The organism is Longicatena caecimuris (assembly GCF_004341945.1).
In the GTDB taxonomy this organism is placed as follows: domain Bacteria; phylum Bacillota_I; class Bacilli_A; order Erysipelotrichales; family Erysipelotrichaceae; genus Longicatena; species Longicatena caecimuris.
The window spans coordinates 1-22,837 of record NZ_SMBP01000026.1 but is presented as its reverse complement, the minus strand read 5'-3'; the positions used below and the strand labels follow the sequence as shown (position 1 = coordinate 22,837).

Genomic DNA, 22,837 nt, shown 5'->3' with positions numbered 1-22,837 from the left:
AGAGCTTATGAAACTGCGTGTGGAGGATATGGCAATTGCCTTTGAAAATAAAAAAATACTGGAACATGTCAGCTTACAGGTGGCAGAAGGTGAATTTGTGGCATTGATAGGACCTAGCGGCTGTGGGAAATCAACTCTGTTAAATATTTTGGCTGGGGTTTTACAAGCTGCAGAAGGCTGTTTCTATGTAGATGATGAAAAAGTAGAAGGCATATCCTCCCACTTTGCTTATATGCCACAAAGCGATTTACTGCTCCCTTGGCATACGATTTTAGAAAATGTTACCTTGTATGGACGCTTGCACCATGCCAAAAAGCAAGCGCAGCAACAAGCGTTAAAAGAATTTGCGACTTTTGGTTTGGCTGGTTATGAACATGCCTATCCGAAAGAATTATCCGGTGGTATGCGACAACGAGCAGCATTCTTGCGAACAGCGCTTTGCAGTGCAGATATCCTGTTGTTAGATGAGCCTTTTGGCGCTTTGGATGTCATTACGCGTAATGATATGCAGGATTGGCTGTTAACGATGCGAAAAGAATTGCAGAAGACGACCTTGCTTGTAACGCATGATATTGATGAGGCTTTATATCTGGCAGATCGTATCTTGATCTTAGGCGGTTCACCGGCATCTATCGTCAAGGAAATCAATTTACATGAAGTAGTCAAAAGTCGAGATTGGCTGTTTACCCAAGGCGAACAGCGAAAAGAAATTTATTCGTTATTAAGGGGGGAGTCGCATGCATGATGCACACCTGCATATCAGCGATATAGCGTTCTTTAAGGAAATGCAAAAACATCAGATAGAGGGTATAGCAAATGCGGCATCGCCACAGGAATATCACTTTCTAAAAGAACTGCAAGCACAATATCCAAAGCTTAGAATCAGTGCCGGGATTCATCCATGGCAGGCGGACACGATAGCTTGGGAAGCAATGTTACCGATTCTGCAAGAAGCAGTGATCCTTGGGGAAATCGGTTTGGATGCGGTATGGTGTAAAACGCCGATGGAAAAGCAGAAGGAAGTTTTTGAAAAACAACTGCAGTTGGGACAGCAATTACACAAGCCCATCTTGTTACATCTAAAAGGCATGGAAAAAGAAGCATTACCATTGCTGCGAAAATATCCGAATACGTATCTTGTGCATTGGTATTCCTGCGATGATTATTTGGAAGACTATATGGCATTGGATTGCTGGTTTACCATTGGACCATCGGTTGGTGATGATCCTGCCGTTACCAAAGTAGCCCGTAAGATTTCTTTACAACATATGCTAATAGAAAGTGATGGCATTGATGCGATACGCTGGTGTGAGCAGAAGGAGGTACCGCTTGCTGCCTATCGTACGTATCTTACACGCAGCATAACGCGGATTGCGGCTCTTCGTCAGATAGCAGAAGCATCTTTAGCTGCACAGTTGATGGATAATTATCACCATTTCTTAAATAAATGCGAATTATCTGTATAAAGAATAAAGAAGTACTTCACTTACGATGTGTGCCATCGGCATAAACAGGAAGCTTTGGATAAGGCATTGCATAGAAAGCCTTCGTGCACATAAAAACACGATTTCATCTTACAGGAATATATCGAATCTTCTTTTCAAGAGGCACAGCGGCTTCTAGAGGAGGAGATTTTTTTGTTTTTTTTACCGATTTTGATCATGAATTATCATAAAATAGCCGTCTTTTATGGATGAAAATTCATGTAAACGCTATCATTTTGTATCTCGCAACCATGTGAAGTAAGATGATAAAAAACCTTGAAAAAAAGTTAAAAAATACGGTAAATAAGGCTTGTATTCACTATTCAACTGTGTTAGAATATTCTCACGACCGCAATGACATGCGAGGTTGCTGACCCACTGAGAAACGTTGTCATGGACGGCGAGGTCAGGGAATTCGCATCGAGCGAGTCTATAGTCGATATAGACGAAAGGAGACATATTCATGGCAAAAAATAGCGTAAGAATTCGCTTAAAGGCCTACGAACACAGAATCTTGGATGCTTCTGCAGAAAAGATTGTTCAGGCAGCACAAGCTCACGGTGCAAAAAAGATTGTTGGACCAGTACCTCTTCCAACTGAAAAGCAGGTTGTAACAGTCCTGCGTGCGGTACACAAATACAAAGATTCTCGCGAACAATTCGAGATCAGAACGCACAAACGTTTAATTGAGATCGTCGGACCTACAGCAGAAACAATCGACTCATTGAGCCGTCTGGAACTGCCAAGTGGTGTTGACATCGAAATTAAGCTGTAATGGAGGTGACATCATGAAAGGTATACTTGGACGTAAACTTGGAATGACACAGGTATTTACGGAAGAAGGAACACTGATTCCGGTTACTGTTGTTGAAGCTACACCAAACGTAGTATTACAGAAAAAGACAGTGGAAAACGATGGATACGAAGCTGTACAGTTAGGATTTGAAGATGTAAAAGAAACACGCAGCACAAAACCTAGCAAGGGACATGCTGCAAAAGCTAACACGGCTCCTAAGCGTTTCGCTCAGGAAATCCGCGATTGCGAATTAGATGTAAATCTTGGTGACGAGGTTAAAGTTGATATCTTCGCTGCTGGTGAAACGGTTGATGTAATCGGAACTAGCAAGGGTAAAGGATATAACGGTACGATCGTTCGTAACAATGCGAAGATCGGTCCTAAGAGCCATGGTTCAGGACACCACAGACACATTGGTTCTTTGGCTACCAACGGTATTACATCTCGCCAGGGTAAGATTCTGAAAGGAACAATCATGGCTGGTCAGGAAGGTGGTTACAGAACAACAAACCAGAACCTGACAATTGTTAAAGTTGATGTTGAAAACAACTACTTATTAATTAAAGGTAACGTGCCTGGACCTAAACGTGGATTAGTAATGGTACGCACTGCTAAATGTTCTAAGGGCGATAAAGCTCCTGTGACTTTGGTAGATTACACGAAAGAGGAGGAATAAAAGATGCCTAAGATGGTCGTATTAAGCCAAGCTGGTAAAGAGCTTCACGAAATTACTCTTGCCGATACAGTATTTGGCATCGAGCCAAATCAGCAATGTATCTTTGATGCCATTGTGATGCAGCGTGCAAGCATGCGTCAGGGAACACACGACACCAAAAACCGTACAGAAGTTCGCGGTGGCGGTCGTAAGCCTTGGCGTCAGAAGGGAACAGGACGTGCGCGTCAGGGTTCCATCCGTGCTACACAGTGGAGAGGTGGCGGAACGGTATTTGGTCCTACACCAAGAAGCTATGCATACAAGCTGAACAAAAAAGTTCGCCGTCTGGCACTGAAATCAGTATTATCTGAAAAAGTGGCAGAAAACGCTATGAGCGTGGTTGATAAGTTTGAATTGGAAGCACCTAAGACAAAAGCTTTCAATGAAATCATCGCAAACCTGAACGCTCCAAGAAAAACATTGTTTGTAGTATCTGAAGGTGAAGATTTTGAAAATGCATTCCTGAGCATGCGCAACATCCCTAGCATGATGATGCTGACTGCTGATGGATTGAATGTTTACGATATCGTAAATGCTAACAAAATCGTCTTTACAGAAGCTGCTGTGAAAGATGTTGAGGAGGCACTTGCATAATGGATAACTATAAAGACATTATTATCCGTCCAATCATCACAGAAAAAACGATGAGATACATGGACGAAGACAACAAGGTAACCTTCGAGGTTAGAAAAGGCGCTAACAAGACACTGGTAAAACAAGCTGTTGAAAGCATCTTCGGTGTTGATGTAGTTGCTGTTAATGTTGTTAACGTAAAGCCTAAAACAAAAAGAATGGGTAAATACGTTGGTAAAACAAAAGCTGTCCGCAAAGCCTATGTAAAAATTGCAGAAGGTCAGGACATCAACTTGTTTGGCGAAGAAGAAGCTAAATAAGCTCAGGAAGAAGAACGCTATTTCCTGAATAAATATTGCGTAAGGAGGAAATTGACACATGCCAATTAAGAAGTATAAGCCGACCACTCCAGGTCGCCGTGGTATGACCAGCTTATCTCGTGAAGAGATTACAGCAAACAAACCAGAAAAATCATTACTTGCCCCTTTAAATAGTAAAGGTGGACGTAATAACAACGGACGTATTACAACACGTCATCAGGGTGGCGGACACAAACGTGCTTACCGTATCATCGACTTTAAACGTAATAAAGACGGTATCCCTGCTCGTGTTGCAACAATTGAATACGATCCAAACCGTTCCGCTAACATCGCTCTGTTAAACTATGCAGATGGTGAAAAGCGTTACATCATTGCTCCTAAAGGATTAACTGTTGGAATGACAGTTGTTTCTGGAGAAGGTGCCGACATCAAAGTTGGTAACACATTGGAACTGAAAGATATCCCAGAAGGAACTTTCATCCACAACATCGAATTAAAACCTGGTAAAGGTGGTCAGCTGGCTCGTTCCGCTGGTGCATCTGCACAGATCTTAGGTATCGAAGAAAAGTATGCTACTGTTCGTTTGGTATCTGGAGAAGTTCGTAAAATTTTGTCTAACTGCCGCGCAACCATCGGTTCTGTCGGAAACGAAGACCACAGTCTGGTTAACTACGGTAAAGCCGGACGTAACCGTTGGAGAGGTATCCGCCCAACAGTTCGTGGTTCTGTTATGAACCCTAACGATCACCCTCATGGTGGTGGTGAAGGACGTACTCCAGTAGGACGTAAATCACCAATGACTCCTTGGGGCAAGAAAGCTATGGGTGTGAAAACACGTAAAGCAAAACAAGCGTCAACGAAATTAATCGTTCGTCGTCGTAATGGCAAATAGGCAAAGGAGGAAATGAAAAATGAGTCGTAGTTTGAAAAAAGGCCCATTCTGTGATGACCATCTGATGAAGAAGGTAGAAGCACTGAATGCTGCCGGTAAAAAACAAGTTATTAAAACCTGGTCACGTCGTTCAACGATTTTCCCTCAGTTTGTGGAACATACATTTGCCGTTTACAACGGAAAAGAACATCTGCCTGTTTATGTTACAGAAGATATGGTAGGACACAAGCTTGGTGAATTCGTGCCAACCCGCAAATATGCTGGACACGGCGCTGATGACAAGAAAGCTAAGAGATAAGGAGGAAACGTAGAATGGAAGTTAAAGCATGCGCAAAGACATTACGTATCCCACCTAGAAAAGCTCGCCTTGTAATCGATCTGATTCGTGGGAAAGACGTTGAAGAAGCTGCCGCAATCTTAAAGTTTACACCAAACGTAGCTGCGGAAGCTGTAGGAAAAGTGTTGAAGTCAGCGGTAGCAAATGCCGTTAACAACAACGATATGAATGAAGAAAAATTATACGTGAAAGCATGTTATGCAAACGAAGGTGTAACTTTGAAACGCTTCATGCCACGTGCAAAAGGATCTGCAAGTGCGATCCACAAACGCACCAGCCACATCACTGTTGTGGTTGACGAGCGTGATTAAGGAGGTAGCTCATGGGACAGAAAGTTAGTCCGATCGGAATGCGTGTCGGTGTTATCCGTGACTGGGAATCCAGATGGTATGCTGACAAAGATTATGCCGATCTTTTACTGGAAGATGTTAAAATTCGTGAATTCTTATTCTCTGAACTGAAGGCAGCTTCCGTATCAAGAATTGAAATTGAACGTTCTAAAAACCGTGTTGAGATCATGATCCGTACAGCTCGTCCTGGTGTGATCATCGGAACAAACGGTGAAAACATTGAAAACTTGAAGAAGAAACTGGAAAAATTAACCAGTGGAAAGAACATCTATGTAAAAGTTCTGGAAATCGCTAATCCAGATTTGGATGCTCGTTTGGTTGCTAGAAGCATTGCTGACCAGTTGGAACAGCGTGCAAGCTTCCGTACAGCTCAGAAAAAAGCTATCCAGAGAACAATGCGTGCTGGTGCCAAAGGTATCAAGACTGCTGTATCTGGACGTTTAGGCGGAGCTGATATGGCACGTACTGAAGGTTATAGCGAAGGTGTTGTACCTCTGCATACATTGCGTGCTGACATCGACTATGCTTGGGAAGAAGCTTCTACTCAGTATGGCCGTTTAGGTGTTAAAGTATGGATCTGCCGTGGTGAAGTATTGCCAGGACAGATGGTTCAGGAACCAGAAGCTCCTAAGAACAATATGAACGATCGTCGTCGTAACCGTCGCAACAACCGTGGCGGAAATCGTAACGACAACCGTAACCGCAACAACAGCCAGAGAAACAACGCTGCTGGAAATGCTCCTAAGAAAGCGGAAGGAGGAAACTAAATTATGTTGATGCCTAAGAGAACAAAATATAGAAGACCTCACCGTTTAAGCTACGAAGGACGTGCGAAAGCCGGTCGTGAAGTATCTTTTGGTGAATATGGTCTGATGGCTGACACTGGTGCTTATGTAAGTAACCGCCAGATCGAGGCTGCCCGTATTGCCATGACACGTTATATGAAACGTGGTGGTAAAGTTTGGATTCGTATCTTCCCTCACTTGGCAAGAACGAAAAAACCTCTTGAAGTACGTATGGGTTCTGGTAAAGGTGCACCTGAAGGATGGGTAGCAGTTGTAAAACCAGGACGTATGATGTTTGAAATTGCTGGTGTTCCAGAAGAAGTTGCACGTGAAGCATTCCGTCTGGCTTCTCACAAACTGCCAGTGAAGACGAAATTTGTTAGAAAAGGAGAAGAGAAATAATGACAGCGAAAGAGATCAGAGAGTTAAGTAACACTGAAATTGCACAACAGATCGAAACGCTTAAAGATGAACTTTTTAATCTTCGTTTCCAACAAGCAACCGGACAGTTGACGAACACTGCACGCTTAAAAACCGTGAAGAAAGACATTGCCCGTATGAAAACCGTATTGACTGAGCGCGAGCTTAGCAATCAGGATTAAGGAGGATCACTAAGTTATGGAAAGATCTAACCGTAAAGTATATCGTGGAACAGTTGTTTCCGATAAGATGGATAAAACGATTACTGTAGTCGTTGAAACAAAGAAAACACATCCATTATATGGAAAACGTGTAAAATATTCTAAGAAGTTTAAAGCTCATGACGAAAACAATGAAGCGAAAATCGGAGATAAGGTAGTTATTATGGAAACTCGTCCATTGTCTGCTACAAAACGTTTCCGTTTGGTTGAAATCGTCGAAAAAGCTGTACAGCTGTAGGCGCTAGGAGGTAGACATTCATGATCCAGAATGAAAGTAGATTACGCGTCGCTGACAACACAGGTGCCAAAGAAGTATTGGTTATCCGCTGTTTAGGTGGAAGCGTTCGTAAGTTTTCAAACATCGGGGATATCGTTGTCTGTGCTGTTAAGCAGGCTGCTCCTGGTGGAACTGTAAAAAAAGGTGACGTAGTCAAAGGTGTAATCGTACGTACAAAACGTGGCGTTCGCCGTGACAACGGAACATACATCAAATTTGATGACAACGCTGTTGTCCTGATCAAAGACGATAACACACCTCGTGGAACTCGTATTTTCGGGCCAGTAGCAAGAGAACTGCGTGACAAAGACTTTATGAAAATTGTGTCTTTGGCACCAGAAGTGCTGTAAGGAGGTGTCTTTGTGAAAATCAAAAAAGGTGATAAGGTTCAGGTTATTACAGGTGCTTACAAGGGCACTGTTGCAGAAGTAACCAAAGTTTTCCCTAAGGAAAACAAAGTTATCGTTGAAGGTGTAAATGTTGTAAAAAAACACTTGAAACCATCTCAGGCTAATCCAGATGGCGGCATTATTGAAAAAGAAATGCCAATCCATGTTAGCAATGTTATGGCTTACGATAGCAAGGCTAAGAAAGCCAGCCGTGTTGGATTTGAAATCAAAGAAGACAAAAAAGGCAATCAAACAAAGGTTCGCGTCTATAAAAAAACCGGCGCTGAAATTAAGTAGGGGAGGTTAAAGGATGAACCGCCTAAATCAGAAATATACAGATGTAGTTGTGCCTAACTTAATGAAAAAGTTTAACTACAAGTCAGTTATGGAAGTTCCTTATGTAGATAAGATCGTTATCAACATGGGTATCGGTGAAGCAATCGCGAATCCAAAGGTATTGGACGAAGCCGTAGCTGAATTGGCACAGATCACTGGACAGGCTCCAGTTATCACAAGAGCAAAGAAATCTATCGCAAACTTCAAATTGCGTGAAGGTATGCCTATCGGATGTAAGGTAACTTTACGTAAAGAGAAGATGTATGATTTCATGGATAAGCTGATGAACATCTCATTGCCACGCGTGCGTGACTTCCGTGGTGTTTCTACAACATCTTTCGATGGCCGTGGAAACTACACACTGGGTGTTAAAGAACAGCTGATCTTCCCAGAAATCAACTACGATAAGGTTAACAAAGTACGTGGTATGGATATCGTTATCGTTACTACTGCAAAAACAAACGAAGAAGCAAAGGCGCTGCTTGAAGAATTAGGCATGCCTTTCAAGAAATAGGAGGACTTACAGTATGGCAAAAAAAGCAATGGTTAATAAATCAAAACGTCCTCAGAAGTTCCAGGTGCGTGAGTACACACGTTGTGAACGTTGTGGCCGTCCTCACTCAGTTTTACGTAAATACAAACTCTGCCGTATTTGCTTCCGCGAGCTGGCTTACAAGGGTCAGATTCCGGGTGTAAAAAAGGCGAGCTGGTAATCAGATAGGAGGAATACAGTCATGATGATAATGACAGATCCGATTGCAGATATGCTGACTAGAATTCGTAATGGAGTTCAGGCTCGTCACGAAGTTGTAGAAGTACCTGCAAATAAAGAAAAGATCGAAATCGCAAAGATTTTAAAAGAAGAAGGTTTTATTACAGATTACAACGTTGAAGGTGACGTTAAGAAAACCATCAATGTTACACTGAAATATGGACCTAACAACGAAAAAGTAATCAATGGAATACGGAGAGTTTCTAAACCTGGTTTACGTGCTTACGCAAAAGTGGACGAAGTTCCTCGCGTATTGAACGGTCTGGGTATTGCAATCATCTCTACATCTCATGGTTTAATGACAGATAAAGAAGCTAGAGCTAAACACGTTGGTGGCGAAGTTATCGCCTACGTGTGGTAATCTAGACGGAGGTAAAGAAGAATGTCACGTATCGGTAATAAAGCGATTACCATTCCTGCTGGCGTTGAAGTAAACATCGCTGCTGGGAATGAGGTGACTGTTAAAGGACCTAAGGGAACTTTAACTCGTCAGTTTAACCCGGAATTGGGTATTAAAATTGAAGAAAACGTTTTGAGCGTAACACGTCCAAACGAACAGAAACACACAAAACAGCTGCATGGTACTACACGTGCTCTGCTGGCTAACATGGTTGAAGGTGTTACTAACGGATATTCCAAAGAACTGGAATTGGTTGGTATCGGTTTCCGTGCTGCCGTAAGCGGTAAGAAACTGACACTGAATGTTGGTTACTCCCACCCAATTGAATTTGCTATCGAAGAAGGATTGAGCGTAGAATGTACTTCTGCGACAGCTATTAAAGTGTCCGGAATTGATAAACAGCGTGTCGGTGAATTCGCTGCAAATGTTCGTGCTGTAAGAAAACCAGAACCTTACAAAGGCAAAGGTATTCGCTACAAAGGTGAATATGTTCGTCGTAAGGAAGGTAAAACAGCAGGTAAGAAATAGTGGGAAAGGAGAAATTGAACAATGCTTAAGAAAGTATCTAGAAATGATGAGCGTTTACGCCGTCACTTGCGTGTTCGTACCAAAATCAGCGGTACTCCTGAATGTCCCCGCCTGAACGTTTTCCGTTCAAACAGCCACATTCACGCGCAGATCATTGATGATGTTAACGGTACTACATTAGTAGCCGCTAGCAGTGTTGAAATGAAACTGGAAAACGGTGGTAACGTTGAAGCTGCCAAAACCGTTGGCGCTGAGGTTGCGAAACGCGCACTTGAAAAGAATATCACAAATGTTGTATTTGACCGTGGTGGATATGTTTACACCGGTCGAGTTAAAGCTTTGGCTGAAGCGGCTAGAGAAGCCGGCTTGAAATTTTAGGAGGTTATGCGAATGGAACGTAAACCAAGAAGAAATCGCGACGTTGAAAAAGAATTTGAAGAACGCGTCGTTACCATCAACCGTGTAACTAAAGTAGTAAAGGGTGGACGCCGCTTCCGTTTTGCTGCATTGGTTGTCATCGGTGACAAAAAAGGCCGTGTCGGCTTTGGTACAGGAAAAGCAAACGAAGTTCCTGATGCTATTAAAAAGGCTGTTGAAGACGCTAAGAAAAACGTATTCAACGTACCTATCGTAGGAACTACCATTCCTCACGAAATCACTGGACGTTACGGAGCTGGAGAAATCTTCCTGCGCCCTGCTACAGAAGGTACCGGAGTTATCGCTGGTGGTCCTGTACGTGCCGTATTGGAACTGGCTGGTATCAACGATATCCTGTCTAAATGTCTGGGAAGCCGTACGCCAATCAACATGGTTCGTGCTACGATTGCAGCATTAAAAGATCTGAAAACGATTGAAGATGTTGCTCGTCTCCGTGGTAAAAAACCAGAAGAAATTCGCGGTTAACAGGAGGAATTAGAACATGAAATTACATGAAATGACATATACAGAAGGTGCCAGAAAAGCAAGCTACCGTGTAGGACGCGGTCATGCTTCTGGTAACGGTAAAACTGCTGGTAAAGGACATAAAGGTCAGAAAGCAAGATCTGGCGGAGGCGTTCGCTTAGGTTTTGAAGGTGGACAGACACCATTAGCAAGACGTTTGCCTAAACGTGGTTTTACAAACTTTACTCGTAAAGAGTATGCAATCGTAAATGTAGCATCTTTAAATCGTTTTGAAGATGGTACGGAAGTAACTCCAGAACTGTTGATTGAATGCGGTCTGGTAAGAAAAGAATTAGATGGAATCAAGATCTTAGGCGAAGGTGAATTAGAAAAGAAACTGACAGTGAAAGCTAACAAGTTCTCTAAATCAGCTTTAACGATAATCGAGCAAGCAGGCGGAAAAGCAGAGGTTATCTAGTATGCTTAGCACGATTACCAGCATGTTCAAGAATAAAGATATTCGTAATCGAATATTCTTTACTCTTGCCATGTTGTTTATCTTCCGCTTTGGTACAGCAATCACTGTACCGGGCGTAGATACGACATCGCTGACGAAATCCAGCAATTCACTGCTTGATATGATCAACCTGCTTGGTGGTGGAGGTCTGGAACAGATGTCCATTTTTGCTATGGGAGTCGGCCCTTACATCACCGCATCTATTATTATTCAGTTATTATCCATGGATGTTATTCCGGCTTTGACAGAACTTGCCAAAGGCGGCGCATCCGGTAAAAAACAAATTGATCGTTATACACGTTACCTGGCAGTTGTCTTGAGCTTCTTCCAGGCTTCAACGCTAATATATGGCTTTTCAAGAAGCTATCCGGATTTACTGGTCAATGGCAATGGTTGGTCAAGCATCCTTTATATTGCAACGATCTTAACAGGTGGCAGCATGTTCATCTTGTGGATCGGTGACCGTATTACGATGAAGGGTGTTGGCAATGGGGTATCTATGATCATCGCCGCTGGCATTATCGCAAGACTTCCACATCAGTTCGCAACAGCTTGGGGAACGCTTGTCGATACATCCAGCAGTTCTGCAACCTTTAATGGAATCTTGAGCTTTGGCGGCTTCCTGTTATGCTATCTGCTGATCATCATCTTTGTTGTCTTCATGCAGACAGCGGAACGTAAGATTCCAATTCAGTATACATCCAGCACGGTAACAACACGCAAGAAAGACATGACATACCTGCCGCTGAAAATCAATTCAGCCAGTGTAATTCCTGTTATCTTTGCTTCTGCTATCATGGTGGCGCCACTTTCCATCATTAAGATGGTAACGGCTGCTGAATGGGTAAGTACCGTAGAGTATTACCTGGGTATGCAAACACCAGTGAGCCTGGTTATCTATGTGGTATTGATTCTGTTATTTACCTTCTTCTATACGAAGTTACAGGTAGATCCGGAAAAGATTGCCGAGAACTTAGGTAAATCAGGAACATATATTCCTGGTATCCGTCCTGGTACGGAAACCAAAGATTACATTAACAAGGTATTAAACAGAATCACGGTATTAGGCGCAATTGGACTGGCTTTCATCGCAGTTCTGCCTCATGCTCTTCCATTATTTACAAATCTGCCTAGCTCTATGGGTATCGGCGGTACTGGTATCATCATCGTCGTAGGTGTTGCAATGGAAACCGTGAAACAGATCGAAGGTCGTCTGACGCAGAAGTCCTACCGTGGATTTCTTCAGAGATAGAAGGTGAACCTATGAATATCTTGATTATGGGCGGTCCTGGTGCCGGTAAAGGTACGATGTCCGCAAAAATCGTTGAAAAATTTAATGTGAATCATATTTCAACAGGAGATATTTTCCGCAGTGAAATCGGGAATGGTACAGAACTTGGTCTTGAAGCGAAAAGCTATATGGACAAAGGACTGCTCGTCCCTGATGAACTGGTAAACAATATGGTGAAAAGCTATCTGGATAAACTGGAAGATAAGAAAAACGGCTTTCTTCTAGATGGCTATCCAAGAACTTTAGAACAGGCAAAGGCCTTTGATGCATTGGCTGGCGATGGGGCATTATCCATCGACAAAGTCATTGCCATGGATATTCTCTTTGATGTTCTGGCTGGCAGAATCACCGGCCGCCGTCTCTGTAAAGAGTGCGGAGAGATCTATCACTTACAATCCAAACCTCCTATGGTAGAAGGTAAATGTGATGTATGTGGTGGAGATCTATATCAGCGAAAAGACGATACGGTAGAAAGTCTTACCGTACGACTGGATGAATACAGCAAACAGACAGCTCCTGTTCTGGATTACTATGAGCAGAAAGGAATTGTCGCAAGAATCAATGCCGATCAACCAATCGAAAACGTCTGGAGCGATGTCCTGAAAGCGTTGGAGGACTAAAATGGTCATTCCGAAGTCAAATCAGGAGTTGACATTCATGAAAAAAGCAGGTATAATTGTTGCGCTTGCACATCGTGCAGCGCAAACAGTTATACAGCCTGGAATCACTACGAAAAAAATCAATGAAATCGTGGAAAACACGATACGAAAACATGGCGGGATACCGTCATTTAAGGGTTTATACGGGTTTCCAGCTGCTGCATGTATATCTGTAAATTCTGTCATGGTACATGGTGTCCCAGATGATACGATGTTACATGACGGGGACATTGTTTCAGTAGATATCGGTGCCTGTTATCAAGGGTATCATGGTGACTCAGCATGGACATATGCTGTCGGTAATATCAGCGAGGAAACAAAAGCCTTTCTGAGAATTAGCGAAGAATCTTTATATGAAGGTTTAAAAATGGCAAAGGCTGGGAATCATCTAACTGATATATCTCATGCAATCGGAGAGTATGTCTTTGGGCATGGCTTTTCTTTGCCACGAGATTATGCAGGACATGGTATTGGAACTTCCGTCCATGAAGATCCGACAGTTCCAAATTTCGGCCCGGCAGGTCATGGCATTCTGCTTAAAGAAGGCATGACGCTTGCAATCGAACCGTTGGTTTTAGCAGGCAGGCCACATACACGAACACTTGCGGATGGTTGGGGTGTCGTCACCAAAGATGGTGGCTTGGCAGCTCACTACGAGCATACGATCGTGATCACAGAAAAAGGGTATGAAATACTCACAGAGATAAAAGAGGAGGAACATCCAAGTAATGGGTAAGCAAGATGTTATTGAAATGGATGGCGAAGTAATTGATACTTTACCAAACGCAATGTTCAAAGTGAAATTGGGAAACGGACACGAAATACTGGCTCACGTTTCTGGTAAAATCCGCATGCACTACATCCGCATTTTACCAGGGGACCGTGTAACCGTTGAAATTTCACCTTATGATTTAACACGTGGGCGAATTACATTCCGACACAAATAAGTCGTGAATAAGGAGGAAGACGCATGAAAGTAAGACCATCTGTCAAACCAATATGCGATAAGTGCCGCATTATCAAACGTAAAGGCCGTGTCATGGTCATTTGCGAAAACCCAAAACACAAACAAAGACAAGGAAACTAATGGAGGTGTAATGTAAAATGGCTCGTATTGCAGGTGTTGACTTACCACGCGACAAGCGCGTAGTAGTATCATTAACGTACATTTACGGAATCGGCCGCCCAACTGCGGAACAGATTCTGGCAAAAACGGGAATCAGCGAAGATATCCGTGTAAAAGATTTAACTGACGAACAGATTAATGCCATCCGTAACGAAGTAGATTCTATCAAAGTAGAAGGTGATTTGCGTCGTGAGGTTGCATTAAACATTAAGCGTCTGATGGAAATCGGATGCTACCGCGGAATCCGTCACCGTAAAGGTTTACCGGTTCGCGGACAGAGAACAAAAACAAATGCTCGTACGCGTAAAGGTCCAGTTCGTACAGTAGCAAACAAAAAGAAATAGGACGATAGGAGGAAATTAAAATGGCAAAAAACGTAAAAGCGGGCGCACGTAAACGTAAAGCACGCAAGAATATTGCTCGTGGATGTGCTCATATTCATTCAACTTTTAACAATACCATCGTTACTATTACTGACGAAAATGGAAACGCTGTAGCATGGTCCAGCGCTGGAGCACTGGGGTTCAAGGGTTCACGTAAATCCACTCCATTTGCTGCACAGATGGCTGGAGAAGCTGCAGGTAAAGCAGCAATAGAAAATGGTATGAAAACAGTATCAGTAAACGTTAAAGGTCCAGGACCTGGACGTGAAGCAGCTGTAAGAGCTTTACAGGTTGCGGGATTAGAAATTACAATGATCAACGATGTAACTCCTATTCCACACAACGGTTGTCGTCCACCTAAACGACCACGTGGTTAATCATAAGCTTAATTGAGGAGGTATACTATGCAAAAATTCGAACGTGCACATTTTGAAGTTAAAGAATACGATGAATCTAAACACTACGGTAAGTTTGTATTTGAACCTTTAGAGAGAGGTTTCGGAACAACTATTGGGAATGCACTAAGACGTGTTTTGCTCTCCTCTTTACCGGGAGCTGCCGTATTTTCAATTAAAGTTGACGGGGTTTACCACGAGTTTACATCTATTCCAGGAATCGTTGAGGATGTAACGACCATGATCCTGAATATCAAGACACTGGTCATGAAAATTCAGGATGATGAGATCTATACATTGCGTATTTCAAAACAAGGTCCTGGAGAAGTTACCGGTGCAGATATCTACTGTCCAGAAGGCGTAGAAGTGCTGAGCAAGGATTTGCACATCTGTACTCTGGAAGAAGGCGGAATGTTGGAAATGGAACTGCAGGCGCGTGTTGGCCGCGGATATGTAAATGCTGACACAAACAAACAGCTGTATCAGACTCCAAATCAGCCTTTAGGAATCATTTATACGGATTCTATCTATACACCAATTGAAAAGGTTTCTTACTCTGTAGATCCTACACGTGTTGGTCAGAATGCCAATTATGATAAAGTGACTTTGGAAGTATGGAGTGATTCCTCCATCAGTCCTGCGGAATCATTAGCATTATCAGCAAAGATTCTGATTGATCATTTGGAACTGCTGACAAACGTAGATGAAGCTGTCAATGATATGGAATCTGTCATGAAGGAAGCTCAGGGTGAAGTGCAGAACAAGGGTCTTGTCATGATGATCGAAGATCTCGATCTGTCTGTACGTTCTTACAACTGTTTGAAACGCGCTGGTATTCAGACCGTCGAAGAATTAACACAGCGTACAGAAGATGAAATGATGAGAGTACGTAACTTAGGTAAGAAATCACTCAAAGAAGTTAAAGATAAATTGTATGATTTAGGCTTAAACTTTAAATCATACGAATAATATTATTCGCAAAGGAGGCTAACAACCAATGTGGAATCGTAAATTAGGACGTAAAGCTGACCACCGTAAAGCTTTATTACGTAACATGGCTACATCAGTGATCGCTTATGGTCAGATTGAAACAACTGAAATGAAAGCAAAAGAACTGCGTTCTGTTGTTGATGAGCTGATTACTTTAGCAAAACGCGGTGATTTACATGCTCGCCGTCAGGCTGCTAAATTCGTTCGCGACGTTGTTGTAGACGAAAAAACAGGTCAGACAGCTTTACAGAAACTGTTCAACGAAATCGGACCTGCTTACAAAGATCGTAATGGTGGGTACACAAGAGTTGTGAAAACAAGAGTACGTCGTGGTGACGCTGCTCCTATGGCAATCATTGAACTCGTAAAATAAAAAAGCTAACGACATCATGGAGACATGGTGTCGTTTTCTTAAGCACTATTAAGTTGTTTCCCGCAAAAAACCATGATACAATTTGAGATGAAATGAATGAAAATGAAAGAAGGTACACAATGATCAAAAATAGTACGAACAAAAAGAAATTTTTTATAATGCTATTTGTGGCAGGGGTGCTCATTGGAATTATCCTTTTTGAGAAGTATCATAAGTCTTCATCAAAGATAAACTTTATTGAAAATGCTACAGAAGTGGAATATGGGAATACCACAATCACGAGTAAAGCCTTAGTAAAAAATACAGATGGCGTCATCGTTACCTATCCTATATTAAATGTACATGCATGCGGGGAACAGGATCTTGTTTATGCGGTGGTCGCAGATGGAGAGAAAACAAACATTCATTTAAAGGTAACTGTGAAGGATACACAAAAACCGGAAATCATTCTCAAAAAAGAACGTATAGCAATACCGTATAATGGTACATTTGATATCAAAGATAATATTATCAGTGTCAGCGATCCGGTTGATGGACCATTGCTTTATACTATAGCAACGGATTTACAAAATAATTATTATCGTATTGAAGGCAATGTGGATACAAAAAAATCTGGCGATCATAAAATACGCGTTATCGCGAAAGATAAAAGTGGAAATCGCAGTGTACGAACCTTTAAAGTTCATGTGGGTAAAAAACCAGTCAATCTTAATGATAAAGATAAGGATAAAAAGAAAACAGAGGATAAAAAGACAACAGCGAAAACTAATTGAGTGAGGTGAGATCATGGAACTAATTGAAGAGATGGAGGACTATGCGAAAACATACAATGTCCCAATCATGCAGCCGGAAGGAATTGCTTTTCTATGTGCGTTTATACAGCAACACCATTTAACGAACATTCTTGAAATTGGCAGTGCTATTGGATATTCTGCTATTCGTATGGCTTTGTTGGATGAACAAATACACGTCGTGACGATTGAACGCGATAAGGAACGCTATCAAAAAGCGGTTGAAAACGTACGCAAAGCACATTTAGAAGAACGTATCACACTGCTTTATGGAGATGCTTTAGAAACCACCGTGGAAGGATCATTTGATATGTTGTTTATCGATGCTGCAAAGGCGCAATATATAAAGTTTTTTGAACGCTATGAGAAGAATCTTATAAAAGATGGTTATGTCATTACTGATAATCTTAAGTTCCATGGGTATGTCGAACATCAGGAACGGATTAAAAATCGGAATCTGCGACAGCTTGTCACCAAAATCAGTCGATTTGTTGAGTATTTAAAAAAGCGTGAGGATTATGATACGACATTTTATGATTTTGGAGATGGTGTAGGGATCAGCAGAAAAAAGTAGTTTCTATGTATTTTTTTCTTTGAAGTGTGATACAATAGAAACATGAAAGTGGTGATAAAATGAAAAAGATATTTCCAATTTTAGCTGTTTTAGGGAGCGCAGCAGCTCTTATTGCTTACAAAATGAAAAAAGAAGAAGAAAAACAAATTATTGATTTAGATCAGGGTTTGCTGTACGATGATGAGCCTGAAGATAATGAAGATGCAGCTGAAGAAGCACCGATCAGTGATCCACAACATTGTTGTGAAGAAGTGAATGAAGCATTTGAAGAGGCTCATGAAAGTCTGGATGAATTTGAAGATGTGCAAAGCACATCGGATGATGAAGCAAAAGAGGAAACACAAGAAGAGTATGATGAAATGTTTACGCATCTGACCAGAGCAGAAATGGCATTATTGAAAGAAGATACCGATGCACGAATGGAAGCACTGGAGCAAAAAGGGGATGTCCATGATCATGAACGCCCTGTACAGCATGTCGTAAAATTTCAAGATGAAGAGAGCATGAACCAGTTTAAAAGCGTTGTGATAAATCGTGGATATGTTATTACCAGAGGTAGTGAAGAATTTGAATTGATCGTTCTTCATATCACACCGATGGATAAGGTAAAACTGATGTCCAATGTTTATTATCTGGCAGATGTTGCCACAGCTTATCAAGGTGTTTATAAAGGATGGCAGAGCAAGGCCGTATATTAAAAAGCTGATAAGCGTAAATGTATGAAAAAGTCTTAATCCCATTTATTAATAGAATAGGATTAAGACTTTTTTTCTGTATATTTTATAACTATGGAAGATGAATATGCATAATAAATGGTTTTATAGTTAAACTGTACGTTCCTATGGAATAATCGATTAGTATTCTTCTATACAATGACACTATGGAACCTTGATATATTTAGAATAGTATCATTCTTTATGCAAAGGGTATTTACGTATACATAAATCAAAAAGATAACCAAATGATTCTTAATATTTTAACGATATTTTATAGTTTTGGATTAAAAGTGGTTATAAAAAGTGTTATATTTTTTACATTTCTGCTTTTGCTATGGTATACTGAAAAATAGTGTGGTTATTGAAGGAAAAATATGCTAAAAAATATATGGATGAATAAGAAGCAAAGAAAGATGATGGGCTTTTCGACAGTAGTAATTATCGTTTTTATCATTAGTTTATCTTTTTTACTTACGCAAAAAGGAAAAGATATCGTAAACACAGAAGTTAATAATTATCTCCATGAAATATCACAACAAACTTCTTACAAAGTGACGCAACGTGTCGAAACAAATTTTTCTTACTTAGCAACGCTATCGAACTCTTTAGCATATCTGGATGAATCCGCTTATGAAGCGTATCTTTATGATGCTTATGAAGGTGGAGCTTTTGAATGGATTGGCACTGTTGATCATAAGGGAATGCTAAAGGTGAAGAACCATCCTTTAAAAGATGTATCTCAACTAACTTGTGTAGCAAAAGCTATGCATGGGCAAGCGAGTGTAAGCGATAAGCTGTTGAAAATTTTTGATGAAAAAGGGGCTGTTTATGCAGTACCTTATAAAGGAAAGGATAATAATATTAGCGCAATCGTAGGATGGATACCACCTGAAACCATGAAATTATTGCTGAATACAGAATCATTTTCAGGTACCGGGTTTTCACATATCATAGCGAAAAATGGTGATTATATTTTACATTCCAAAAATAAAAATGCATTAATTGATGGTGATAACTTTTTGAACATCTTCCAGCAAAAAGCTGAAATTACATCTTCAATGACATTCCAAAAGTTTTGTCAAGATATTGCTAATCGTAAAAAAGGTACCATTACGTTTAAGGTAAATGGCGATAATATGCGAACACTCACTTATACTCCATTAGATAATTGTGATTGGTATCTTTTATCCATCGTACCTTCTACGATGTATAGTCAGAATATTCAAAATTTCATCAGTCTTGCAATCGCCGTTCTCGCTTTAGGCATAGCGGTTGTATTCTTTATCTTCATTGCGTTTTTACTGTACACATCGAATAAAAAGAATAAAGAAATAACAAATATCGCCTATATTGATCCTATCACACAAGGATTTACGCAAGTACGGTTCGAAAAAGAACTCTTAGATCGAGCGAAAGACTTTGTACCATATACTTTTATATCCTTAGATTTGCGTAAATTTAAATTAATTAATGCCAGCTTTGGCAGTGAAAATGGCGATAAAGTATTACGACATGTATATGTGTGTATCAAGAAACATTTAGCTAAGGATGAATTTGTTACCCGCGTCAATGCGGATAACTTTAATATTTATTTGCATACGATTGATGAAGGGAAGATTAAGGAACGTTTACACAGCATCGCGGATGAGATTAATAAATATAATCAAGAGCGTCAGCTTCCTTATTATATTCCATTATCTTGTGGCTGTTATATTGTAAAAGATGATGCACAGGAATTAATCGTCGTACGTGATAAGGCCAATATAGCGCGTAAGACAAATAAAAATATTCCAAACTATTATCTATGTAATATTGTTTTCTATAATGACTTGGAACATCAGATATTGCTGAAAGAAAAAGAAATGGAAAACATGATGGAAAAGGCTCTGGATGAAGAAGAATTTATCATATATCTACAACCTAAGGTTAGTTTAAAGACGGGTAAGATTATTGGCTCAGAGGCTTTAGTAAGATGGGACAGTCCAGAAAAAGGCTTGATTCCACCAGATGACTTTATCCCTTTCTTTGAGAAAAATGATTTTATTATTAAACTTGATATGTATGTTTTTGAAGTTGTATGTAAGATCTTACGTAAATGGATCGATGAAGGGAAAATCGCTCATCCGATATCAGTAAATTTATCAAGAAATCATATTCATCATCCAAACTTTTTAGAAGAATATCGAAAGATACAACAAAAATATGAAATGCCGGATCAGTATATTGAAATAGAATTGACAGAGACAGTTGTATTTGAGAATTTGGAAATGTTAAAAACCATTATAGATGAAATTCATAAATATGGCTATAAATGTTCTATGGATGATTTTGGCAGTGGCTATTCATCCTTAAATGTACTCAAAGAGATTCCTGTGGATATTCTAAAACTTGATCGTGTTTTCTTCAGTAGTGAAAATGATAAACGTGGAGAAGACATTGTTGAAACAGTTATCAGTTTAGCTAAGAAATTAGGAATGGAAACAATTGCCGAAGGGATAGAAACGATACCACAGGTAGAGTTGTTAAAAAGTATGGAATCTGATGCTATTCAAGGATATGTATTCTCTAAACCGGTTCCAGTGGATCAATTTGAAACACTCGTACAGGATGATCCTGAAATGATGAGTGTATAATACGTAAAGGATACGTCTGATAATCGATCATTCGTATCTTTTTTACTTTCAGTATCCAGATATCCTAAGGCTGTATTATAAAAGACGCAATAATTTCAAAGCTTTATCTGGTGAATGGAATGGCTTTTATACGGTAAACAAAGTCGCTGATACAATAGTCATTTTCATATATGGAAAAAAAGGTAGTTTCATATACAGAAAGAAAGGCAGTTTACGAAAACAATAGTTCTTGTTATAATTAAAAAATATAGGGAGGTAAAAGGCATGTTGAAAAAGCAGTTCAATTATGTAACAATGGCATTAACAGGAGTCTTTTTCTGCGTGCTTGGATGCTCTTTTGTTGTCGAATCTTTGACCGTATGGAATTGGCTGTATACAACCTTAGTTATTGGTATATCCGCAGTAGCCATCTTGAAATTAATCAACTTGCTAATCAACTTTCGCCGTATTGAAAAACGCTTCTCTCAGCTTTTAGATATTATCACTTGGTGTATTGCCATCATTTTCTCATTAGCACTGCCACGGGCATTTTATTCCATTCTGCCACGTATTGTGGGCAGTTGGATCTTATTGCATGCCATTGTTAAGATCATTGTTTTATACATTCGTATCAAAGATCATTTAACCATATCCTTCTTTCGCATTCTGTTTTTGTTAGGTGATTTATGCATGAGCTTTTATTTGATTGGTAATCCTTTTCATCATAACGACATTATCAATGTGGTTACCGGTCTGTATTTTTTAATTTATGGGGGAAATACCTTGTTGGATATGGTGCGCGAGATTATTCCACAGGGAAGTGGTGAAAAGCTGGATCAAAAGCTACGATTAGCAGTACCGCCATTCATGTCGGTCATCATTCCGCCTCATCTTATGAGGACTTTGTTGAATAAAGACAAAGAGGATCAGATCAAAGAACAATTTGATGAGATAAAGGAAGATATTCCTGTAGATATGGAAGTGCTTATTCATCTGGCACCTAGTGGACCTGCTATGTTAGGACATGCGGATTTAATCTATCGTGGCTTTGTGATATCGTATGGTTGTTATGATCCCCATAACCGTCATCTCTTTGGCACGATGGGGGATGGCGTTGTTTTAATGGCTGATCGTAATCCATATATTTATAATTGTTTAAAAAATGAAAATAAGACGCTGATCAGCTTTGGCATTGCTTTAGACGAAGAGCAGAAAAAACGTTTAAATGATCGTTTGTTAGAGGTTTTTGGGACCTTTGAAGATTTTTACAGTGATGAAGATTTAAAACGCAAGGGATTGCCTTATCAGGGTCCTTGTGATGATTATATCAGCCGGGTAACACGAACATCCCCAGGTGCAAAGTTTTATAAAATTAAAGAAGGAAAGCTGAAAACATTTTTTGTTGTTTCCAGTAATTGTGTCTTCTTTATGGCGAATATATTAAGTGTCATTGGTTTAAATTTATTTGATTTAAGTGGTATCATCTCACCGGGAGCGTATTATGATTTTCTAAACAAGCAATTTAAGAGCCATAAAGGTTTTGTAATTTCTCGTCGTTTATATCGGAAAAAAGATGCGGAAGCATTCAAAGAAAGAAAAGTAGATCATAAATGAAGTTGATTGAACTATGTAGAAGCTTAATAGATAAGTAACCTATCATTTGATAATATATACAGGAAGTTTCATAGATAGTAACCTATCATTTTTATCATATATACAGAAAGTTGCATAGATAGTAATCTATCGTTTGATAATATATATAGGGTGTTTCATAGATAAGCAATTGTTTTATTCTATATATAGTATTAAAAAGGCACATAAAAGACACATAGATGTCTTTTTTCATGTGTGGCGGGCATGCCACATATCTAGGGTGAAAATCCCTCGGGGCGTAGTTATCGACGAACCCAAGAGCGACTTGCAAGTTTCATAT

At 40.2% G+C, this 22,837-nt stretch carries 36 protein-coding genes; all 36 read left to right on the top strand.

Features of this window, described 5'->3' with window-relative positions:
• The first annotated feature begins 7 nt into the window (after positions 1 to 7).
• Positions 8 to 745: an ABC transporter ATP-binding protein gene (locus EDD61_RS12395; protein ID WP_008979803.1), complete on the top strand. Its 738-nt coding sequence runs from the start codon at positions 8 to 10 to the stop codon at positions 743 to 745.
• Positions 738 to 1,466, top strand: coding sequence for a TatD family hydrolase (locus EDD61_RS12390; RefSeq protein WP_132225650.1), 729 nt, complete (start codon positions 738 to 740; stop codon positions 1,464 to 1,466). The genes EDD61_RS12395 and EDD61_RS12390 overlap by 8 nt, the downstream gene beginning before the upstream one ends.
• Positions 1,467 to 1,947: 481 nt before the next feature.
• Positions 1,948 to 2,259 carry a 30S ribosomal protein S10 gene (gene rpsJ, locus EDD61_RS12385; protein WP_008690111.1) on the top strand — a complete coding sequence of 104 codons (312 nt, stop codon included), beginning with the start codon at positions 1,948 to 1,950 and terminating at the stop codon, positions 2,257 to 2,259.
• 13 nt (positions 2,260 to 2,272) lie between these two features.
• Positions 2,273 to 2,956 (top strand): 50S ribosomal protein L3, encoded by a 684-nt coding sequence (gene rplC / locus EDD61_RS12380; RefSeq protein ID WP_008690110.1) that lies wholly within the window; start codon positions 2,273 to 2,275, stop codon positions 2,954 to 2,956.
• A 3-nt stretch (positions 2,957 to 2,959) separates the two neighbouring features.
• Complete coding sequence (gene rplD, locus EDD61_RS12375; protein ID WP_008979806.1) at positions 2,960 to 3,589, top strand: 50S ribosomal protein L4; 630 nt, start codon at positions 2,960 to 2,962, stop codon at positions 3,587 to 3,589.
• On the top strand, positions 3,589 to 3,888 hold the full coding sequence (gene rplW, locus EDD61_RS12370) for a 50S ribosomal protein L23 (protein WP_008690108.1): 300 nt from the start codon (positions 3,589 to 3,591) through the stop codon (positions 3,886 to 3,888). Before rplD ends, rplW begins: the two co-directional genes overlap by 1 nt.
• A 58-nt stretch (positions 3,889 to 3,946) precedes the next feature.
• On the top strand, positions 3,947 to 4,780 hold the full coding sequence (rplB, locus tag EDD61_RS12365; RefSeq protein WP_008690107.1) for a 50S ribosomal protein L2: 834 nt from the start codon (positions 3,947 to 3,949) through the stop codon (positions 4,778 to 4,780).
• A gap of 19 nt (positions 4,781 to 4,799) precedes the next feature.
• Positions 4,800 to 5,078, top strand: coding sequence for a 30S ribosomal protein S19 (gene rpsS, locus EDD61_RS12360; RefSeq protein WP_008690106.1), 279 nt, complete (start codon positions 4,800 to 4,802; stop codon positions 5,076 to 5,078).
• Between the two features lie 14 nt (positions 5,079 to 5,092).
• Positions 5,093 to 5,428 carry a 50S ribosomal protein L22 gene (rplV, locus tag EDD61_RS12355; RefSeq protein WP_008690105.1) on the top strand — a complete coding sequence of 112 codons (336 nt, stop codon included), beginning with the start codon at positions 5,093 to 5,095 and terminating at the stop codon, positions 5,426 to 5,428.
• Between the two features lie 11 nt (positions 5,429 to 5,439).
• Positions 5,440 to 6,234, top strand: coding sequence for a 30S ribosomal protein S3 (gene rpsC, locus EDD61_RS12350; protein ID WP_132225648.1), 795 nt, complete (start codon positions 5,440 to 5,442; stop codon positions 6,232 to 6,234).
• A 3-nt stretch (positions 6,235 to 6,237) separates the two neighbouring features.
• Complete coding sequence (gene rplP, locus EDD61_RS12345) at positions 6,238 to 6,654, top strand: 50S ribosomal protein L16 (protein WP_008690101.1); 417 nt, start codon at positions 6,238 to 6,240, stop codon at positions 6,652 to 6,654.
• Positions 6,654 to 6,854 carry a 50S ribosomal protein L29 gene (rpmC, locus tag EDD61_RS12340; RefSeq protein ID WP_008690099.1) on the top strand — a complete coding sequence of 67 codons (201 nt, stop codon included), beginning with the start codon at positions 6,654 to 6,656 and terminating at the stop codon, positions 6,852 to 6,854. The genes rplP and rpmC overlap by 1 nt, the downstream gene beginning before the upstream one ends.
• A gap of 16 nt (positions 6,855 to 6,870) precedes the next feature.
• The gene (gene rpsQ, locus EDD61_RS12335; protein ID WP_008690096.1) at positions 6,871 to 7,131 is read left to right on the top strand and encodes a 30S ribosomal protein S17; all 261 of its coding nucleotides are present in this window, start codon (positions 6,871 to 6,873) and stop codon (positions 7,129 to 7,131) included.
• A 20-nt stretch (positions 7,132 to 7,151) separates the two neighbouring features.
• Entirely contained in the window at positions 7,152 to 7,520 is a 369-nt protein-coding gene (gene rplN, locus EDD61_RS12330; protein WP_002607426.1) for a 50S ribosomal protein L14, read from the top strand.
• Between the two features lie 12 nt (positions 7,521 to 7,532).
• Positions 7,533 to 7,856: a 50S ribosomal protein L24 gene (rplX, locus tag EDD61_RS12325; RefSeq protein WP_008690091.1), complete on the top strand. Its 324-nt coding sequence runs from the start codon at positions 7,533 to 7,535 to the stop codon at positions 7,854 to 7,856.
• A 13-nt stretch (positions 7,857 to 7,869) separates the two neighbouring features.
• A complete protein-coding gene (gene rplE, locus EDD61_RS12320; protein ID WP_008690089.1) occupies positions 7,870 to 8,409 on the top strand; it encodes a 50S ribosomal protein L5 in 540 nt (179 codons plus the stop codon).
• A 13-nt stretch (positions 8,410 to 8,422) separates the two neighbouring features.
• A complete protein-coding gene (locus EDD61_RS12315) occupies positions 8,423 to 8,608 on the top strand; it encodes a type Z 30S ribosomal protein S14 (protein ID WP_008690087.1) in 186 nt (61 codons plus the stop codon).
• A 24-nt stretch (positions 8,609 to 8,632) separates the two neighbouring features.
• The gene (gene rpsH / locus EDD61_RS12310) at positions 8,633 to 9,028 is read left to right on the top strand and encodes a 30S ribosomal protein S8 (RefSeq protein WP_026006681.1); all 396 of its coding nucleotides are present in this window, start codon (positions 8,633 to 8,635) and stop codon (positions 9,026 to 9,028) included.
• Positions 9,029 to 9,049: 21 nt separating this feature from the next.
• Complete coding sequence (gene rplF / locus EDD61_RS12305) at positions 9,050 to 9,595, top strand: 50S ribosomal protein L6 (RefSeq protein WP_008690084.1); 546 nt, start codon at positions 9,050 to 9,052, stop codon at positions 9,593 to 9,595.
• Positions 9,596 to 9,616: 21 nt separating this feature from the next.
• A complete protein-coding gene (gene rplR / locus EDD61_RS12300; RefSeq protein WP_008690082.1) occupies positions 9,617 to 9,973 on the top strand; it encodes a 50S ribosomal protein L18 in 357 nt (118 codons plus the stop codon).
• 12 nt (positions 9,974 to 9,985) lie between these two features.
• Positions 9,986 to 10,498: a 30S ribosomal protein S5 gene (gene rpsE / locus EDD61_RS12295; protein ID WP_008690080.1), complete on the top strand. Its 513-nt coding sequence runs from the start codon at positions 9,986 to 9,988 to the stop codon at positions 10,496 to 10,498.
• Between the two features lie 16 nt (positions 10,499 to 10,514).
• Positions 10,515 to 10,955, top strand: coding sequence for a 50S ribosomal protein L15 (gene rplO / locus EDD61_RS12290; protein WP_008690078.1), 441 nt, complete (start codon positions 10,515 to 10,517; stop codon positions 10,953 to 10,955).
• 1 nt (position 10,956) lies between these two features.
• The gene (gene secY, locus EDD61_RS12285; protein WP_008690076.1) at positions 10,957 to 12,246 is read left to right on the top strand and encodes a preprotein translocase subunit SecY; all 1,290 of its coding nucleotides are present in this window, start codon (positions 10,957 to 10,959) and stop codon (positions 12,244 to 12,246) included.
• An 11-nt stretch (positions 12,247 to 12,257) separates the two neighbouring features.
• Entirely contained in the window at positions 12,258 to 12,905 is a 648-nt protein-coding gene (locus EDD61_RS12280; protein WP_132225646.1) for an adenylate kinase, read from the top strand.
• Position 12,906: 1 nt separating this feature from the next.
• Positions 12,907 to 13,680: a type I methionyl aminopeptidase gene (gene map / locus EDD61_RS12275; RefSeq protein ID WP_008690073.1), complete on the top strand. Its 774-nt coding sequence runs from the start codon at positions 12,907 to 12,909 to the stop codon at positions 13,678 to 13,680.
• Positions 13,673 to 13,891, top strand: coding sequence for a translation initiation factor IF-1 (gene infA / locus EDD61_RS12270; RefSeq protein WP_008690072.1), 219 nt, complete (start codon positions 13,673 to 13,675; stop codon positions 13,889 to 13,891). The genes map and infA overlap by 8 nt, the downstream gene beginning before the upstream one ends.
• A 23-nt stretch (positions 13,892 to 13,914) precedes the next feature.
• Positions 13,915 to 14,031, top strand: coding sequence for a 50S ribosomal protein L36 (rpmJ, locus tag EDD61_RS12265; RefSeq protein WP_008979808.1), 117 nt, complete (start codon positions 13,915 to 13,917; stop codon positions 14,029 to 14,031).
• Positions 14,032 to 14,048: 17 nt separating this feature from the next.
• On the top strand, positions 14,049 to 14,414 hold the full coding sequence (rpsM, locus tag EDD61_RS12260) for a 30S ribosomal protein S13 (RefSeq protein ID WP_008690071.1): 366 nt from the start codon (positions 14,049 to 14,051) through the stop codon (positions 14,412 to 14,414).
• 20 nt (positions 14,415 to 14,434) lie between these two features.
• Positions 14,435 to 14,830 (top strand): 30S ribosomal protein S11, encoded by a 396-nt coding sequence (rpsK, locus tag EDD61_RS12255; RefSeq protein WP_008690070.1) that lies wholly within the window; start codon positions 14,435 to 14,437, stop codon positions 14,828 to 14,830.
• A 27-nt stretch (positions 14,831 to 14,857) separates the two neighbouring features.
• Positions 14,858 to 15,817 carry a DNA-directed RNA polymerase subunit alpha gene (locus EDD61_RS12250; RefSeq protein WP_008690069.1) on the top strand — a complete coding sequence of 320 codons (960 nt, stop codon included), beginning with the start codon at positions 14,858 to 14,860 and terminating at the stop codon, positions 15,815 to 15,817.
• A gap of 28 nt (positions 15,818 to 15,845) precedes the next feature.
• A complete protein-coding gene (gene rplQ, locus EDD61_RS12245; protein WP_008690068.1) occupies positions 15,846 to 16,211 on the top strand; it encodes a 50S ribosomal protein L17 in 366 nt (121 codons plus the stop codon).
• 119 nt (positions 16,212 to 16,330) lie between these two features.
• The gene (locus EDD61_RS12240) at positions 16,331 to 16,984 is read left to right on the top strand and encodes a pullulanase (RefSeq protein ID WP_132225644.1); all 654 of its coding nucleotides are present in this window, start codon (positions 16,331 to 16,333) and stop codon (positions 16,982 to 16,984) included.
• 13 nt (positions 16,985 to 16,997) lie between these two features.
• Positions 16,998 to 17,576 carry an O-methyltransferase gene (locus tag EDD61_RS12235; RefSeq protein WP_008690066.1) on the top strand — a complete coding sequence of 193 codons (579 nt, stop codon included), beginning with the start codon at positions 16,998 to 17,000 and terminating at the stop codon, positions 17,574 to 17,576.
• Between the two features lie 59 nt (positions 17,577 to 17,635).
• On the top strand, positions 17,636 to 18,274 hold the full coding sequence (locus EDD61_RS12230; protein ID WP_008690065.1) for a ribonuclease E inhibitor RraB: 639 nt from the start codon (positions 17,636 to 17,638) through the stop codon (positions 18,272 to 18,274).
• Positions 18,275 to 18,666: 392 nt separating this feature from the next.
• Entirely contained in the window at positions 18,667 to 20,925 is a 2,259-nt protein-coding gene (locus tag EDD61_RS12225; protein ID WP_132225642.1) for a bifunctional diguanylate cyclase/phosphodiesterase, read from the top strand.
• A gap of 264 nt (positions 20,926 to 21,189) precedes the next feature.
• Positions 21,190 to 22,518: a hypothetical protein gene (locus tag EDD61_RS12220; protein ID WP_132225640.1), complete on the top strand. Its 1,329-nt coding sequence runs from the start codon at positions 21,190 to 21,192 to the stop codon at positions 22,516 to 22,518.
• The last annotated feature ends 319 nt before the right edge of the window (positions 22,519 to 22,837 follow it).

Excerpts from the sequence above, each read along its gene's own strand:
- rpsE (WP_008690080.1), top strand. The coding sequence starts at position 9,986 with ATGGAACGTAAACCAAGAAGAAATCGCGACGTTGAAAAAGAATTTGAA.
- EDD61_RS12395 (WP_008979803.1), top strand. The coding sequence starts at position 8 with ATGAAACTGCGTGTGGAGGATATGGCAATTGCCTTTGAAAATAAAAAA.
- EDD61_RS12315 (WP_008690087.1), top strand. The coding sequence starts at position 8,423 with ATGGCAAAAAAAGCAATGGTTAATAAATCAAAACGTCCTCAGAAGTTC.
- rplE (WP_008690089.1), top strand. The coding sequence starts at position 7,870 with ATGAACCGCCTAAATCAGAAATATACAGATGTAGTTGTGCCTAACTTA.
- rpsH (WP_026006681.1), top strand. The coding sequence starts at position 8,633 with ATGATAATGACAGATCCGATTGCAGATATGCTGACTAGAATTCGTAAT.
- rplC (WP_008690110.1), top strand. The coding sequence starts at position 2,273 with ATGAAAGGTATACTTGGACGTAAACTTGGAATGACACAGGTATTTACG.
- rplN (WP_002607426.1), top strand. The coding sequence starts at position 7,152 with ATGATCCAGAATGAAAGTAGATTACGCGTCGCTGACAACACAGGTGCC.
- rplF (WP_008690084.1), top strand. The coding sequence starts at position 9,050 with ATGTCACGTATCGGTAATAAAGCGATTACCATTCCTGCTGGCGTTGAA.
- rplO (WP_008690078.1), top strand. The coding sequence starts at position 10,515 with ATGAAATTACATGAAATGACATATACAGAAGGTGCCAGAAAAGCAAGC.
- rpmC (WP_008690099.1), top strand. The coding sequence starts at position 6,654 with ATGACAGCGAAAGAGATCAGAGAGTTAAGTAACACTGAAATTGCACAA.
- EDD61_RS12235 (WP_008690066.1), top strand. The coding sequence starts at position 16,998 with ATGGAACTAATTGAAGAGATGGAGGACTATGCGAAAACATACAATGTC.
- rplR (WP_008690082.1), top strand. The coding sequence starts at position 9,617 with ATGCTTAAGAAAGTATCTAGAAATGATGAGCGTTTACGCCGTCACTTG.
- rpsS (WP_008690106.1), top strand. The coding sequence starts at position 4,800 with ATGAGTCGTAGTTTGAAAAAAGGCCCATTCTGTGATGACCATCTGATG.
- rpmJ (WP_008979808.1), top strand. The coding sequence starts at position 13,915 with ATGAAAGTAAGACCATCTGTCAAACCAATATGCGATAAGTGCCGCATT.
- map (WP_008690073.1), top strand. The coding sequence starts at position 12,907 with ATGGTCATTCCGAAGTCAAATCAGGAGTTGACATTCATGAAAAAAGCA.
- rplP (WP_008690101.1), top strand. The coding sequence starts at position 6,238 with ATGTTGATGCCTAAGAGAACAAAATATAGAAGACCTCACCGTTTAAGC.
- rplD (WP_008979806.1), top strand. The coding sequence starts at position 2,960 with ATGCCTAAGATGGTCGTATTAAGCCAAGCTGGTAAAGAGCTTCACGAA.
- secY (WP_008690076.1), top strand. The coding sequence starts at position 10,957 with ATGCTTAGCACGATTACCAGCATGTTCAAGAATAAAGATATTCGTAAT.
- infA (WP_008690072.1), top strand. The coding sequence starts at position 13,673 with ATGGGTAAGCAAGATGTTATTGAAATGGATGGCGAAGTAATTGATACT.
- EDD61_RS12390 (WP_132225650.1), top strand. The coding sequence starts at position 738 with ATGCATGATGCACACCTGCATATCAGCGATATAGCGTTCTTTAAGGAA.
- EDD61_RS12225 (WP_132225642.1), top strand. The coding sequence starts at position 18,667 with ATGCTAAAAAATATATGGATGAATAAGAAGCAAAGAAAGATGATGGGC.
- EDD61_RS12230 (WP_008690065.1), top strand. The coding sequence starts at position 17,636 with ATGAAAAAGATATTTCCAATTTTAGCTGTTTTAGGGAGCGCAGCAGCT.
- rpsQ (WP_008690096.1), top strand. The coding sequence starts at position 6,871 with ATGGAAAGATCTAACCGTAAAGTATATCGTGGAACAGTTGTTTCCGAT.
- rpsK (WP_008690070.1), top strand. The coding sequence starts at position 14,435 with ATGGCAAAAAACGTAAAAGCGGGCGCACGTAAACGTAAAGCACGCAAG.
- rplW (WP_008690108.1), top strand. The coding sequence starts at position 3,589 with ATGGATAACTATAAAGACATTATTATCCGTCCAATCATCACAGAAAAA.
- EDD61_RS12280 (WP_132225646.1), top strand. The coding sequence starts at position 12,258 with ATGAATATCTTGATTATGGGCGGTCCTGGTGCCGGTAAAGGTACGATG.
- rplV (WP_008690105.1), top strand. The coding sequence starts at position 5,093 with ATGGAAGTTAAAGCATGCGCAAAGACATTACGTATCCCACCTAGAAAA.
- EDD61_RS12250 (WP_008690069.1), top strand. The coding sequence starts at position 14,858 with ATGCAAAAATTCGAACGTGCACATTTTGAAGTTAAAGAATACGATGAA.
- EDD61_RS12220 (WP_132225640.1), top strand. The coding sequence starts at position 21,190 with ATGTTGAAAAAGCAGTTCAATTATGTAACAATGGCATTAACAGGAGTC.
- rplQ (WP_008690068.1), top strand. The coding sequence starts at position 15,846 with ATGTGGAATCGTAAATTAGGACGTAAAGCTGACCACCGTAAAGCTTTA.
- rpsC (WP_132225648.1), top strand. The coding sequence starts at position 5,440 with ATGGGACAGAAAGTTAGTCCGATCGGAATGCGTGTCGGTGTTATCCGT.
- EDD61_RS12240 (WP_132225644.1), top strand. The coding sequence starts at position 16,331 with ATGATCAAAAATAGTACGAACAAAAAGAAATTTTTTATAATGCTATTT.
- rplB (WP_008690107.1), top strand. The coding sequence starts at position 3,947 with ATGCCAATTAAGAAGTATAAGCCGACCACTCCAGGTCGCCGTGGTATG.
- rpsM (WP_008690071.1), top strand. The coding sequence starts at position 14,049 with ATGGCTCGTATTGCAGGTGTTGACTTACCACGCGACAAGCGCGTAGTA.
- rpsJ (WP_008690111.1), top strand. The coding sequence starts at position 1,948 with ATGGCAAAAAATAGCGTAAGAATTCGCTTAAAGGCCTACGAACACAGA.